Source organism: Burkholderia sp. BCC1996 (genome assembly GCF_905339955.1).
Taxonomy (GTDB): domain Bacteria; phylum Pseudomonadota; class Gammaproteobacteria; order Burkholderiales; family Burkholderiaceae; genus Burkholderia.
Genome location: NZ_CAJPHM010000047.1, coordinates 1 through 14,229 on the forward strand (window position 1 = coordinate 1; position 14,229 = coordinate 14,229).

The window sequence follows — 14,229 nt, forward strand, 5'->3', positions numbered from 1 at the left end:
AAAAAAATGCCCCATGAAATCGTCGGCTTCGTCGCCGGTCTGGCCAAGATCCTCCCAAAGCCTCGTGGCAGCGGAGAGCGGCATCGATTTGCCAAGCCCGATCTCCGATCTGACGAAACGCTCGATCTCGTCCCAACGCACGTTTTCCATCACGACAATCACAACACCTTGCCCTCTGGTTGGAAAGTCGGTTGTACTCGGTGATCGCGCTACGCATCCGCGCCGATCGCGGTCTCAGCCCGCCAGACAGGTGTGTCACGTTGAGCCCCATTGGAAAAACTTCGTCACACAATGCAAAATTCCAGCCCCCTACCCAGCTTCGACTCAGTTGTATTTGAGCGCCCTCCGCCCATTCGCTCGCTAATCGCCCTCGTCCACGCATCGACTTCGTCATAACGCAACAAGGCCGGCGCACGCAAATGCACCGGCCTTGCTGGACAACCTTTGGCCTTGCCGCGTTACTTCACCGGCGCCTTGTAAGCGATGCAATCGACCTCGACCTTGCAATCGATGACCATGCTCGACTGCACGCACGCGCGTGCCGGCGGATGCTCGCCGAAGTACGACACGAACACCTTGTTGAACGACGCGAAATCGCGTGCGTCGTCGAGCCACACGCCGCAACGCACGACGTGTTCCAGGCCGTAGCCGGCTTCCTTCAGGATCGCGATCACGTTCTCGATCGTCTGCTCCGACTGCGTGACGATCCCGCCTTCGACGACCTCGCCGTTCACCATCGGCGTCTGGCCCGACACGTACAGCCAGCCGTCGGCCTCGACCGCGCGTGCAAACGGCATCACCTGCCCGCCGGTACCCTTCGCTTCGCCTACGCCATATCGCTTCATCGTTTCACTCCTGGTTGGTCGACCGGCCTCGGCGCGCACGCGCCGGCGCCGGTCCCATGCAACGCACGGTTGCGGATGCGCGCGCCGGCATGGCGCACGCGGCAAATCGGATCAGGACCGCGTTCAGAACGCGGCGTCGGCACTCGCCGGCACGCGCTCGCCGCGCGCGACGAAACCGCCGGCGCGCTCGCCGGTCGGCTGGCCGTTCTCATAAGTCAGCACGCCGTTCACCCACACCGCGTCGATCCCGTGCGCGGGCTGCTGCGGCTTCTCGAACGTCGCGGCGTCGATCACGCGCGCCGGATCGAACAGCACGAGATCCGCGTGGTAGCCGACGTGCACTTCGCCGCGCCGCGCGATCCCGTAGCGACGCGCGGACAGCGACGTCATCTTGCGGATCGCCTCCTCGAGCGGCAGCAGGTTCGTGTCGCGCACGTAATGGCCGAGCACGCGCGGGAACGCGCCCCACAGCCGCGGGTGCGGCAGCGGATCGTTCGGCAGGCCGTCCGAGCCGACCATCGTCGCCGGATGCGACAGGATGCGGCGCACGTCGTCCTCGGACATGTTGTGATACACGGCGCCGGCCGGGCGGATCCGCTGCGCGGCTTCCTGCTCGGTCACGCCCCAGTCGGCCGCGATCGCCTTCAGCAGCTTGCCGGCGACTTCCGGATGCGGTTCCGACCACGTGATCGTGATGTCGATGTCGCCCGTCACCTGCTTCAGGTCGAGCGTCGACGAGCTGCGGCTGTACGGATAGCAGTCGCAGCCGACCGGCTGGTAGCGGCGCGCGCCTTCGAGCGACGCAAGCACCTCGGTGCTGCGCCCCCAGTTCGACGGGCCCGCGCACTTCAGGTGCGAGATCACGACCGGCACCTGCGCGTGACGGCCGACGCGGTAAGCCTCGTCCATCGCGTCGAGGATCGCGTCGAACTCGGTGCGCATGTGCGTCGTGTAGAGCGCGCCCGCATTCGCGAGCGGCTCGGCAAGCGCCATCACTTCCTCGGCCGGCGCCGCGAACGCGGAGCCGTACGCAAGGCCCGACGACAGTCCGAGCGCGCCGTTCGCGAGCGCTTCCTCGAGTTGCGTGCGCATCCCGGCGATTTCGCCGTCGGTCGCCGCGCGGTCGAGGCGGTCCATCTGGTTGTTGCGCAGCGCGGTGTGCCCGACGAGCGCCGCGACGTTCACGGCCGGACGCGCGTCGTTCACCGCCGCGACGTAGGCAGCGAAGGTCGGATAGCGGAACGCGTCGCGATCGCCGAGCAGGTTCATCGGGTCGGGCGGATCGCCCGCGAGCGTCACCGGCGACGCGCTGATCCCGCAGTTGCCGACGATCACGGTCGTCACGCCCTGCGAGATCTTCGGCAGCATCTGCGGCGCGCGGATCACGTGCGTGTCGTCGTGCGTGTGGACGTCGACGAAGCCCGGCGCGAGCGCGCGGCCGTTCGCATCGACGACGGTCTCGGCAAGCCAGTTCGACAGGTTGCCGATCGCCGCGATCACGCCGTTGCGGATCGCGACGTCGCGCGTGACGGGCGGTGCGCCCGTGCCGTCGTACAGCTGCGCGCCGACGATCAGCGTATCGGCGGCTTCGGGATGCGAATGCATGGTCAGTCTCCTACCGGTTGACGGTCTCCGCCGCCGCGGTGCGCATCGAGCGCATGCTTGATGCGGCGCAGCGATTCTCGGCCCGCATCGCCGAGCCGCAGCGCGACTCCGGTGACGAGCACGTCGATCGCCATCATCATCGCGTAGCGCGATGTCGATGGCTTGTAGATGAAATCGGTTTCGAACGCGACGACCGGGATCAGGTGGTCGGCGAGCTTCGCGAGCGGCGAAGCCGGCGCGGTGATCGCGATCAGCTTCGCGCCGTAGCGCTTCGCGAGGCGGCAGCTCTCGAGCAGCTCGGGCACGCGCCCGCTGACCGACAGCGCGACGACCACGGTGTCGCGCGACAGCGTCGCCGACACCATCCGCTGCAGCAGGCTGTCCTGGTAGCTCGCGACCGGCCGCCCGAAGCGCACGAGCCGGAAGCGCAGTTCGTCGGCGAGCGCGGTCGAGCCGCCGCCCTGCCCGTACACGTAGACCATCTTCGCGCCGGCGAGAAGATCGGCCGCGGCGTCGAACGACGTGTTGCGCAGCAACTGGTGGTTGTGCGCGAGCGCCACGCGGATCTCGTCGTAGACGACCGATGCCGGGCTCGCGTCCACTTCCGCAGGCTCGCCGGACGGCACGAGAAAGCGCTGCCCGACCGCCGCCGCCTGCGCGACGAGCACTTTCAGTTCGCGCACGTCGCGGCAGCCGACGGCCTTCGCAAACCGCGTGACCGTCGCGACGCTGACCTCCGCGTCGCGCGCGAGCGCGCCGATGCTCGCATGCGCGGCGCGCGCGAGATCGGCGAGGATGAAGGCCGCGACCTTGCGTTCGGCCTCGCGCAGCTCGGGCGCACATTCGGCGATCCGCGCGACGATGTCGAGGACCGGCTGGGCAACCGGTTGCTCGGCGGTGAACGGAACGGACGGAGTGGCGGACGAATTCATCTGCTGAAAAGGGTGTGGCGCTTTATGTTACTAAATAACATCACCGCGCCGATGCTACTTTCTGTACCATCTGCATGTCAACTTCAGTGCAATGCATAGTGATGATGGAGCGGGATGACATGAAAGTTACAAACTATCAGGAACCGACAATCAATCCGTTGGGCAAGGGCCTCGGCAACCTGCCGAGCGCGAGCGTGCCGCTCGACGACGCAGGCCGCCTCGAGTGGAACCTGCTCGCGGAAGACGTCAGCCTGCCGGCAGCGGTGCTGTACGAGGATCGTATCGAACACAATCTGAACTGGATGCAGGCGTTCGTCCAGCAGTACGGCGCGCAGTTCGCGCCGCACGGCAAGACGACGATGGCGCCGCAACTGTTCCGCCGCCAGCTCGCCGCCGGCGCGTGGGGCATCACGCTCGCGACCGCGCACCAGACGCAGGCCGCGTATCACGGCGGCGTGCGCCGCGTGCTGCTCGCGAACCAGCTGGTCGGCCGCCAGAACATGACGATCATCGCGGGGCTGCTGTCCGATCCCGACTTCGAATTCTTCTGCCTCGTCGATTCGGCCGACAGCGTCGACCAGCTCGGCCGCTTCTTCGGCGAAGCGAAGAAAACGCTGAACGTGCTGATCGAGCTCGGCGTGCCGGGCGGCCGCGCGGGCGTGCGCGACGCCGCGCAGCGCACCGCCGTGCTCGACGCGATCGCGCGCTATCCGGACACGCTGAAGCTGGCCGGCATCGAACTCTACGAAGGCGTGCTGAAGGAGGAAGGCGAGATCCGCGCGTTCCTGCAGGACGCGGTCGCGTTCACGCGCGAGCTGGCCGAAGCCGGCCGCTTCGCGCGCACGCCGGCGATCCTGTCGGGTGCCGGCTCGGCGTGGTACGACGTGGTCGCGGAGGAATTCGCGAAGGCGTCCGATGACGGTTTCGCGGAAGTCGTGCTGCGTCCGGGCTGCTACCTGACGCACGACGTCGGCATCTACAAGAAGGCACAGACCGACGTGTTCGCGCGCAACCCGATCGCCCGCAGGATGGGCGAAGGGCTGCTGCCGGCGCTGCAGCTGTGGGCGTACGTGCAATCGGTGCCGGAAGCCGACCGCGCGATCATCGCGCTCGGCAAGCGCGACGCGGCGTTCGACGCGGGCCTGCCCGAGCCGGCGCGCCACTTCCGCCCGGGTCGCGACAGCGCGCCGCGCGATGTCGCCGCGAGCGAAGGCTGGGCCGTCACCGGGATGATGGACCAGCACGCGTACCTGCAGATCCCGCCGGGCGCGGACGTGAAGGTCGGCGACATGGTCGCGTTCGATATCTCGCATCCGTGCCTGACGTTCGACAAGTGGCGCCAGTTGCTCGTGCTCGATCCGCAGTTCCGCGTGACGGAAGTCGTCGAAACCTTCTTCTGACGCCTGGCGCGCCATCGCGCCGCCTCGCCGCCCCACCGCCGCGCGGGGCGGCCGTCACGCGCGCTTCAATCTGCCGGAGTACACTGCGCTTTCGTCCTCGGGGCTGCTTCGCCGCCGCAGCGCATGCCTGCCGCGCCCGGCGCGAACGGCCCCTCAACGCTGTTCAATGGAGAAAGCCATGGCCGCGAAGAAGATCCTGTTCCTGACCGGTGATTTCGCCGAAGACTACGAAACGATGGTGCCGTTCCAGGCGCTGCAGGCCGTCGGCCATCACGTCGATGCAGTCTGCCCGGGCAAGCGCGCGGGCGACAAGGTCAAGACCGCGATCCACGATTTCGAGGGCGACCAGACCTACACCGAGAAGCCCGGCCACAACTTCACGCTGAACGCGACGTTCGACGACGTCGATGCGGCGGGCTACGACGCGCTCGCGATCGCGGGCGGCCGCGCGCCGGAATACCTGCGTCTCGACGCGAAGGTGATCGCGCTGGTGCGCGCGTTCGCCGAAGCCGGCAAGCCGATCGCCGCGATCTGCCATGCGGCGCAGCTGCTCGCGGCCGCCGACGTGATCCGCGGCAAGCGCATCTCGGCCTACCCGGCCTGCGCGCCCGAAGTGAAGCTCGCGGGCGGCGAATATGCGGACATCCCGGTCGACGCGGCCGTGACCGACGCGCCGTTCGTCACCGCGCCCGCGTGGCCCGCGCATCCGGCCTGGCTCGCGCAGTTCCTCGCGCTGCTCGGCACGCGCATCGAGCTGTGAACGAGGTGGAATGAATTGAAGTGAAACGACGGCCGGCGGCGGGTTCGTGCAGCCCGCATGCCGTGCCGATCAAGACCGGCCGACGGGGTGCATCCCGTCGCGCCGCTTCCGCCCCGCCCTTCAGCGCGATGCCGGCGTCGAGCCGACATCCGCAATCCGCGACTCCAGCATCGCCAGCGCGCCCGACAAGGCGGTCAGCACGTCGTCCGGCAGTTGCGCCATCGTCTGGTCGAGGAACGCCTTGCGGCGCGGCAGGCACGCGTCGAACGCGGCGCGGCCCTCGGCGGTCAGCGTGACGTTGGTCACGCGGTTGTCGCGCGCATCGGACGCGCGCTCGATCCAGCCGAGCGCGTCGAGCGACTTCAACTGGCGCGTGAGCGCGCCCGGATCGATGCGCAGCACCTCGACGAGCTTCTTCTGCGACGAATGCCCGTCCATCGTGTGCAGCGCGACCATGATGCGCCAGCGCGGCATCGGCTGCCCGACGTGCGTTTCGAACGCGGTCATGAACGCGCGATACGTGCGTCCGAATTGCTGCAAGATCGCGACGCGGTCCTGTTCTTCCATGCGCTGATGCCTACTCGTTCAATCGGTGAATCGTTCAATCGGCCGCGACATGCGGCTCGATCTTGTGCCGCAGCGCGATCGGCGGCACGCGGCGGGACTGCCACACCGACACCACGGCGACGACGGCCGCCATCGCGACACCCAGGTGAATCGCGCCGACCAGCGATTCGCGGGCCGTTTCCAGCAGCAGCGCGCCATTATGCCCGGCGCGGGTCAGCTCCGCGACCAGACCGCCTTGCGCGGCGCGGTCGATCAGGATCTGCGGATCGGCGAGCTGCGCGTGCCACTGCAGCGCGTGCTCGCCCGACAGCGCGTCGCGCACGCCGCTCGAATACATCTGGTTGACCAGCGTGCCCGTGAGCGCGGTGCCGATCATCCCGCCGACCATCCGCAGCGACTGCAACAGCGCGGTCGCGATGCCGAGGTGCTCGCGGCCGGCCGTCTGCTGCGCGAACACGGTGAGGTTCGGCAGCACGAAGCCGAGGCCGATACCGCCCGCGACCATCAGCGCCATCAGCATCCAGGTCGGCGTCGTGTGCGTCGACACGACGATGCCCGCGCATGCGATCGCGAACAGCACGAAACCGACGTGCAGCATCGCGTTCGGATTGCGGATGCGCGTGACCACGCGGCCGTTCATGATGCTGCCGATCGTGATGAACACGACGAGCGGCGTGATCACGAGCCCCGCCGCCTTCGGCGACATCCCGAAGCCGCCCTGGAACAGCAGCGGTGCGTAGAACAGCAGCGAGAACATCGAGAAGCCGGCGAGGATCGCGAGCACGAACAGCGCCGACAGCGCGCGGTTGCCGAACATGTCGAATGGCAGAATCGGCTGCGCGCAGCGCTTTTCCCAATGCCACAAGCCGATGCCGGCGCCGACCGCGACGACCAGCAGCAGCGAAGCCCAACTCATCACGCCGTACTTCGGCAGCCATTCGACGAACAGCTGCAGCGCGCCGAGCGAGACCGCGATCAGGAGCGCGCCGGGCCAGTCGAGCCGCATCTTGCGGTCGTGCTCGACGTGCCGCAGGTGCGGCAGGTAGCGCCACACGAAGAACAGCGACAGCAGGCCGACCGGCAGATTCACGTAGAACACCGAGCGCCAGCCGAATGACTGGGTCAGGATCCCGCCGAGCGACGGCCCGACCGCGTTCGCGATGCCGAATGCGGAGCTCATCAGCACCTGCCAGCGCAACCGCACGACGGAATCGGGGAACAAATCGGGAATGCACGCGAACGCGGTACCGACCAGCATCCCGCCGCCGATCCCCTGCAGGCCGCGCGCGAGCACCAGGAACAGCATGTCGTTGGCCATCCCGCACAGCACCGACGCGCCGGTGAACACGACGATCGACGCGATCACGAACGGCTTGCGGCCGTAGTAGTCGCCGAGGCGGCCGAAGATCGGCACGGTGATCACGGAACTGAGCAGGTACGAGGTCGCGACCCACGCGTACAGGTCGAAGCCCCTCAACTCGGCGACGATGGTCGGCAACGCGGTGCCGACGACCGTCTGGTCGAGCGCGACGAGCATGGTGACGAACGAGATCCCGATCATCGCCAGCAGCGATTCGCGGAACGGCAGGACTTGCCCGCTCGAATGGTGGGCGGCAGTATGGACGGCCATTTTTTGTTGATGCAACTTTTGACGAGTCAAACAATCTCAAAATTCTAGCACGGCGGAGTAATCTAGGCCGGCGAAGGTGCGGGGCCCGTTCCCCGCCGCCAAGGAGAAAGATGGAACCGATTTCAATCACGCCTGCCGCGACGCTGTCGCCGGAAGACCAGGACGCGTTGCGACGCGCGAAACAGGTGCTGGAAAGCCCGTCGCTGACGATGAAGCTGACCGGCGTGCTGGGCGCGCCGGTCGAGAAGATGATCGCGCGGCTGCCGGACTTCGCGACCGGCAAGATCAACGACGCGACGCAGCTTGCGCTGCGCAAGTGCCTGAACATCGCGCTGCGCACGCTCGGCAAGCCGCAGACGCCCGATGCCGAGCCGGACAAGCCGAGCAACCTGCTGCACAAGCTCGCGGTCGCGACGACCGGCGCGGCGGGCGGCGCGTTCGGCTTCCTCGCGCTGCCGGTCGAGCTGCCGGTCACGACCACGCTGATCTTCCGCTCGGTATGCGACATCGCGCGCAGCGAGGGCGAGGACCTGGGCTCGGTGGACACGCAGCTGCAGTGCCTGGCCGTGCTCGGCATGGGCGGCAACCCGGACAAGCGGGAAGAAGACGCCGATCTCGGCTATTTCGTGCTGCGCGGCGCGCTCGCGCAGGCGATTTCGAAGGCGTCGTCGGACATCACGACGAAAGGGATCGCCGCGCACAGCTCGGCGGCGGTATTCAAGCTCGTGCAGACGGTGGCATCACGCTTCTCGGTGCAGGTCACCGAGCAGATGGCCGCGAAGTCGATCCCGGCGATCGGCGCGGTGCTCGGCGCGACCGTCAACACGCTGTTCATCGACCACTTCCAGCAGATGGCGCACGGCCATTTCACCGTGCGCCGGCTCGAGCGCAAGTACGGCTCGGTGGCCGTGCAGGCCGCGTATCAGGCGATCGACGGCTCGCCCGCGCGCTGAACCGCCCGCTCGACCGCGACGCGGCGCAGGAACGCGGCCGCCCGGTCGAGCGCGGCGCGCGACTCCGGCACCATCGGCGTGTACAGCTGCCACACGTGCGGCATGTCGGGCCACACCTCGATCTCCACCGGCACGCCGGCCGCTTTCGCGCTGTCGGCGACGCGGCGCGCGTCGTCGAGCAGCACCTCGGTGCTGCCGGCCTGGATGAAGAGCGGCGGCAGCCCGGTGAAGTCCGCATAGAGCGGCGACGCGTACGGATGCGTCGCCGATGCGTCGCCCAGATACAGCTGCGCCGCCTTCGGCAGCGCCGCGGCCGCGAACATCGGGTCGAGACCGTCGTTGCTGCGCATCGTCGCGCCGGTGCCGGCCAGGTCGGTCCAGGGCGAGAACAGGATCGCGCCGGCCGGCAAAGGTTCGCCGCGATCGCGCAGCGCGACGAGCGTCGCGAGCGCGAGGCCGCCGCCCGCGGAATCGCCGCCGAACACGATCGACTCGGGCGGCGTGCCGAGCGCGAGCAATTGCCGGTACGCGGCCAGCGCGTCGTCGAGCGCGGCCGGGAAGCGGTTCTCGGGTGCGAGCCGGTAATCGAGCGAGAACGAGCGCACGCCCGCGCGCTTGGTGAGACCGAACACGAGCGGCCGATGGGTTTTCGTCGAACAGAAGTAGTAGCCGCCGCCGTGGAAGTACAGCAGCGTGCGGCCGGGCCCGCGCGCGCCGAGCGCATCGGTGCGTTCGAGCCATTCGCCCCGCAGCGGCGCGTCGCCGGGACGGTAGCATTCGCGCAGCCGGTAGCCCGACGGCGCGCGACGCGGCACGACCATTCTCAGGTCGGTGAAGCGCCGCGCGCGGGCGGGATCGAGCACCGGGCGCGTGGTCTCGGGACGAAACTGCCGGCGCAGCAGCCAGCACGCGAACTTGCTTTGCCAACTCATCGAACCTACTCCGTCATCGCAGTGTCACGATGGTACGTGCGATCGTTGCCGCGCCGCTCGAAGGGAGCCTCTACATCAAACGCCAGCCTCGGTTTGCCGGCCTAGGTTCGCCTGCCTCAGTTCGCCGGCATCACCTGGCCGCGGATCTCGCCGGCCGGATGCTCCTTCGTGTGCACGTTGAAGTACCACTTGCCGCTCATCAGGTCGGTCACCTGCGCGTCGGTGAGCGCCTTCGATCCCTTGATCGGGCTCGCGAGCTCGTCCTTCGGGATCGGCACCTGCACGCCGGCGTTCTGGCCGACCGGCGCGGGCCCGTGGAAGTGCGCGGCGGTCGCCGGCCCCGTGAGGTGTTCGTAAGTCACCGTCCACTGCAGCAGGTGGCTGGCCGTGTCGTAGGTCGCATCGACGGCGCCGGCGCCCTTGGTCGCGGTGGGCGGCACTTCGCTCGACGGCTGCAGGTTGGCGGACAGGCGCACCGTTTCGGCAGCGGCGCTGCCGGCGGCCAGCACGCCCGCGAGCAACGCCACCTGGAGCAAACGCAGCTTCGGCATGAATTCTCCTTGTACGACGTGGTACGCCACCCGGCCGGGGGACGCTCCATGATGGTAGTCGATCGCCGCCGATCCGGCACCCCGTGCGTCGCGCGCCAGCCTGACGGAACCTGGAAGAGACCTTTGCAGCACGCGCCCTGAATCTGCGCGCGGCCTTTCGCTACACTTCGTCTCACAGTTGCTTGTTTCCTTCGTCCGAAGGAGTCTGCGAGTATTCACGCGGCCATCCGGCCGCGTTTTTTTTGCGCGTGCCGCACGGCATACGGGCATCGTCCGGCAGATTCCGCTGCGCTCACCATCAAGCGTCGCGAATCGATTTCGCCGCGGCGGTCGAGCCCGGCATCGCGCCGGCACCGCGCCGGCACCGCGCCTCACGCGCGATAGCCGGGATCGATGCGATCGACGATGCGCTGCAACGCGTCGAACGCGTCCTGCCCCGCGCCGTGCCTCGGATCGAAATTCAGCGAATCGCGCACGCAGCCCTCGAGCACCAGCGGCGCGATCGGCAGTGCGTCGCCGATCGCATGGGTCGCGACCTGCACCTCGCACGCGCGATTGAGCAGCCACATCAACGAGAAGGTCTGTGCAAGCGTCGCGCCGATCGTCACGGGCCCGTGGTTGCGCAGCAGCAGCACGGGCCGCCCGCCGGCGCTCTCGACGATGCGCCGCCCTTCCTCGAGATGCACGGTGATGCCCTCGAAATCGTGATACGCGATCTTCCCGTACAGCTGCGCCGAATAGAAGTTCGAGAACGACAGCCCGTCGCGCGAGCAGCACACGGCCATCGTCGGCGTCGTATGCACGTGCATCACGCAGTGCGCGTCGGGCAGCGCCGCATGGATCGCGCTGTGGAAGGTGAAGCCGGCCGGATTGATCGGCCAGTCGGAATGGCCGATCACGTTGCCGTCGAGGTCGATCTTCACGAGGTTCGACGCGCACACCTCGCGGTAATGGAGTCCGAACGGATTGATCAGGAAATGACCGTCCTCGCCCGGCACGCGCAGCGAGATATGGTTGTATATCAACTCGGTCCAGCCGAGATGGTCGAAGATCCGGTAGGCGGCCGCGAGCTGCACGCGCGCCTGCCACTCGGCTTCGGAAAAACGGGCGGGACGCGTGAACGGCTGGTTGGGTACACGTTGCATGGGGCACTCCGGTTGCGGGCTTGCGCGGCCGCGCGGGCGGCGCGCGTATCGTCCCTCGTCTCCTGGCGGCACACGCGGCGTGCTTGGTGCACATGGCGCGTGCGGCGCGTCGTTCGGCACCGCTTCCGCCCGCATTGCGCGAGCCGTCCGGCGGCACCCTTCACGATACGCATATCGTTGTGCGCACAACCATATCACCTTTCCCCGCGCACCGGTATCGCGGGTTTGGCCCGAGCCGTTCCGGCCCTTACAACTGGTCGTCGACCGGCAGCAGCATGAAAAGGCCGGTCATCACGTTGCGCAGCAGCCCGGCATGCGGATCGACGTGATAGAGGGTCGACTGGCCGCCGTCGACGCCCGTCCATTCGAGTGCCGGCGGCCCGCCGTCCATTTGCTTCACGAGCGTGACGCGATAGCTTTCATCAGGCTGCGTCACCCGTGCGAAGATCTCCGCGGCCTGCTGCGCGAGCACCGGGCTGTGGATCACGAGCGCGAGCTCGGTGTTCAGGTGCGCCGAGCGCGGGTCGAGATTCAGCGAGCCGATCACCAGGATGTGCCGGTCGATCACGTACGCCTTCGCATGCAGGCTCGCACGCGAGCGCGAGCCGAACAGGCGCGTGGGCTGCTGGCCCGGCTGTGCCTTGAACTCGTACAGCTCGACGCCGCGCTCGAGCAACGGCACGCGGTACGGCGCGTAGCCGGCCTGCACCGCGACCGCATCGGTCGCCGCGAGCGAATTCGTCACGATCGCGACGCGCACGCCGCGCCCGACCGTGTCGCCGAGGATCTTCACGCCGGCATCGTGCGGCACGAAGTACGGCGAAAACGCGAGGAATTCCTTCTGCGCGCCGCGCATCAGTTCGACGAGGCGCTGCATCGGCGGGCTCACGTATGCGTCGGTCGGCTGCGCGACCTTGGTCGGCGCATCGACCTTGAATTCGGCCGGCGCCCACACGAGCGCGAGCTCGTCGCGCGCGATCTGCTGCGCGAGCGGTGTCGCGTTCAGCGGCTTCGCGTTGTACGGGTCGGCATTCTTGCGCCAGTGGTCGCGCAGCTCGTCGCGCATCGCGTCGAGATCCTTCGGAGCGAACGTCTGATGATTCAGCACGCGCAACGGATAGCTGCTCGCGCTCGCCCAGTAGCCGTCGAAGCTCTTCGAGACGTCGTTCGTCACGGGGCCTGCGGCGAGCACGTCGAGATCGCGAAACTGCAACGTCGGGCTCGCACTGAAGTATTCGTCGCCGAGATTGCGGCCGCCGACGATCGCGAGCTGGTTGTCCGCGATCATCGCCTTGTTGTGCATCCGCCGCGTGAAGCTGTCGATCCGCGTGAAGTAGTTGGCCGTGCGCTCGACCATCCCGTATTGCGACGCGCCGAACGGGTTGAACACGCGAATCTCGATGTTCGTGTGCGTGTTCAGCGCGGCCATGACGCGATCGATGTCGTGGAAGTTCAGGTCGTCGACCAGCATCCGCACGCGCACGCCGCGATCGGCCGCATACAGCGCCGCGCCCAGCAGCAGCTTGCCGGTCGTGTCCTCGGTCGCGATGTAGTACTGCATGTCGAGCGTCTTCGTCGCCGCGCGCGCGAGCGCGATGCGCATCTGCAGCGCGGTCGCGCCGTCGGGCAGCAGTCGGAAGCCCGACTGCCCCGGATGCGCGGCTTCCGGCGCGGCCAGCGCGGCGCGCAACGGCGTCGCGGTATCGGTCGGCAACGCGTGCGAGACGGGACGATCGAGCGTGGTGGCGGGCGGATGCGTCGCGCAGGCGGTGGCCAGCGACAGCAGCGCGCACACGGCGAGCGCGCAGGCCGGGCGGCCGACGGCGCGCCACGACAGCGCGGCCGGCGCGCACCGGATCAAGGACGTGAGCACGGAAACTCCCTCGACAGGCGGATCAACGGGTCCGCAATCGCCGCGGCGCGCGGCTGACGGGCGGGTTCAGTCGATTCTAGGGGGCGCCCGATGAACCGGTCAATCGCGCGGCCGGCGCATGCGGCGCCGAGCCGCCACGCACGCCGCGCGCGGCCGCGGCCCTGCGCGGCCCGGGACCGCGGCCGGCGGGCGTCCTCGGATTCGACCGCCAGGCGGACCCGCCGCGCCCATGGTCCAACCAATCTTACGGCGCGTCGTCGCTTCGCTCGAAGTGGCTGCGCACGTAGTCGATATGGGTCTGCATCGCCGTGCGCGCCTCCTCGGGCCGGTGCGCGCAGATCGCGTCGCAGACCACCCGGTGCTGCTGCAGCAGCAACTCCGATGCCTGCTCGTCGTGCGTCGTCATCCCCGCGACGTTGATCGAGATGTGCTCGCGCAGCATCCCGAGCACGCTCGTGTGCAGGTGCAGGAACATCGTGTTGTGCGACGCGAGCGCGATCGCCTCGTGCAGCTTCGCGTCGGCCGACGCCTCGAGGGCCGCGTCGTCGTTCGCGTGCGCGGTCTCGAGCTCGCGCAGCAGCGCGCGGATCCGGCGCCGGTCGTGCCCGTCGGCGCGCAGCGCGGCGAAATACGCGGTCGCGCCTTCAAGCACGCGGCGAAACTCGAGTATGTCGTCGCGCAGCGCCGGATGGTCGGCAACCAGCTGGCCCCACGGCGACGCGATGCCCGCGCGCAACTGGTCCGTCACGTAGACGCCCGCGCCGCGCCGGCTCTGCAGCAGCCCGCGCGCGACGAGCCGCTGGGTCGCCTCGCGCACCGTATTGCGCGCGACGCCGTACTGCTGCGCGAGCACGCGCTCGGCCGGCAGCCGTGCGCCGGCCGGCCACGTGCCGTCGAGCAGCGCCGTCTCGATCTTGCGCATCACCACTTCGGTCCGGCCCCGTGCCGTCATCGCCGCCATCGCCGTCTCCCCATCCGGAATACCCGTCACGCCGATTGGCCCAACCAATTTGAGCTGCGGCGCCGTCGCGGGAAT

At 68.4% G+C, this 14,229-nt stretch carries 13 protein-coding genes; 3 read left to right on the forward strand and 10 right to left on the reverse strand.

Translation table 11 applies throughout. The features are described 5' to 3' along the window. Positions 1-458: 458 nt before the first annotated feature. The 3 genes from U4Z64_RS36010 to U4Z64_RS36020 form a co-directional block, all read right to left on the reverse strand. Entirely contained in the window at positions 459-845 is a 387-nt protein-coding gene (locus U4Z64_RS36010; RefSeq protein WP_321822521.1) for a RidA family protein, read from the reverse strand. A gap of 123 nt (positions 846-968) precedes the next feature. Then, a complete protein-coding gene (locus U4Z64_RS36015; RefSeq protein ID WP_321809317.1) occupies positions 969-2,450 on the reverse strand; it encodes a D-aminoacylase in 1,482 nt (493 codons plus the stop codon). Positions 2,451-2,452: 2 nt separating this feature from the next. Beyond that, positions 2,453-3,382 carry a MurR/RpiR family transcriptional regulator gene (locus U4Z64_RS36020; RefSeq protein WP_321809316.1) on the reverse strand — a complete coding sequence of 310 codons (930 nt, stop codon included), beginning with the start codon at positions 3,380-3,382 and terminating at the stop codon, positions 2,453-2,455. Between the two features lie 119 nt (positions 3,383-3,501). On the opposite strand from U4Z64_RS36020, the gene U4Z64_RS36025 reads away from it, so the two are divergent. Both U4Z64_RS36025 and U4Z64_RS36030 read left to right on the forward strand, forming a co-directional pair. After that, on the forward strand, positions 3,502-4,782 hold the full coding sequence (locus tag U4Z64_RS36025) for an amino acid deaminase (RefSeq protein ID WP_124521032.1): 1,281 nt from the start codon (positions 3,502-3,504) through the stop codon (positions 4,780-4,782). Between the two features lie 178 nt (positions 4,783-4,960). Continuing rightward, a complete protein-coding gene (locus tag U4Z64_RS36030; protein ID WP_044848600.1) occupies positions 4,961-5,542 on the forward strand; it encodes a DJ-1/PfpI family protein in 582 nt (193 codons plus the stop codon). 120 nt (positions 5,543-5,662) lie between these two features. On the opposite strand, the gene U4Z64_RS36035 is transcribed toward U4Z64_RS36030, so the two are convergent. Both U4Z64_RS36035 and U4Z64_RS36040 read right to left on the reverse strand, forming a co-directional pair. After that, a complete protein-coding gene (locus U4Z64_RS36035) occupies positions 5,663-6,109 on the reverse strand; it encodes a MarR family winged helix-turn-helix transcriptional regulator (protein WP_044848599.1) in 447 nt (148 codons plus the stop codon). 34 nt (positions 6,110-6,143) lie between these two features. Next, positions 6,144-7,739 (reverse strand): MDR family MFS transporter, encoded by a 1,596-nt coding sequence (locus tag U4Z64_RS36040; RefSeq protein WP_044848598.1) that lies wholly within the window; start codon positions 7,737-7,739, stop codon positions 6,144-6,146. A gap of 110 nt (positions 7,740-7,849) precedes the next feature. On the opposite strand from U4Z64_RS36040, the gene U4Z64_RS36045 reads away from it, so the two are divergent. Next, entirely contained in the window at positions 7,850-8,692 is an 843-nt protein-coding gene (locus U4Z64_RS36045; protein WP_044848597.1) for an EcsC family protein, read from the forward strand. Here the strand turns inward: U4Z64_RS36045 and U4Z64_RS36050 are convergent. From U4Z64_RS36050 to U4Z64_RS36070, 5 genes are all read right to left on the reverse strand, one after another. After that, positions 8,662-9,624 carry an alpha/beta hydrolase gene (locus tag U4Z64_RS36050; protein ID WP_321822522.1) on the reverse strand — a complete coding sequence of 321 codons (963 nt, stop codon included), beginning with the start codon at positions 9,622-9,624 and terminating at the stop codon, positions 8,662-8,664. The genes U4Z64_RS36045 and U4Z64_RS36050 overlap by 31 nt on opposite strands. Positions 9,625-9,740: 116 nt before the next feature. After that, positions 9,741-10,175: a CHRD domain-containing protein gene (locus U4Z64_RS36055; RefSeq protein ID WP_044848607.1), complete on the reverse strand. Its 435-nt coding sequence runs from the start codon at positions 10,173-10,175 to the stop codon at positions 9,741-9,743. Between the two features lie 371 nt (positions 10,176-10,546). Beyond that, positions 10,547-11,320, reverse strand: coding sequence for a class II aldolase/adducin family protein (locus tag U4Z64_RS36060; protein WP_321822523.1), 774 nt, complete (start codon positions 11,318-11,320; stop codon positions 10,547-10,549). 247 nt (positions 11,321-11,567) lie between these two features. Next, positions 11,568-13,193: a phospholipase D family protein gene (locus U4Z64_RS36065; protein ID WP_044848594.1), complete on the reverse strand. Its 1,626-nt coding sequence runs from the start codon at positions 13,191-13,193 to the stop codon at positions 11,568-11,570. Positions 13,194-13,437: 244 nt separating this feature from the next. After that, on the reverse strand, positions 13,438-14,154 hold the full coding sequence (locus U4Z64_RS36070; RefSeq protein ID WP_044848593.1) for a FadR/GntR family transcriptional regulator: 717 nt from the start codon (positions 14,152-14,154) through the stop codon (positions 13,438-13,440). Between the last annotated feature and the right edge of the window lie 75 nt (positions 14,155-14,229).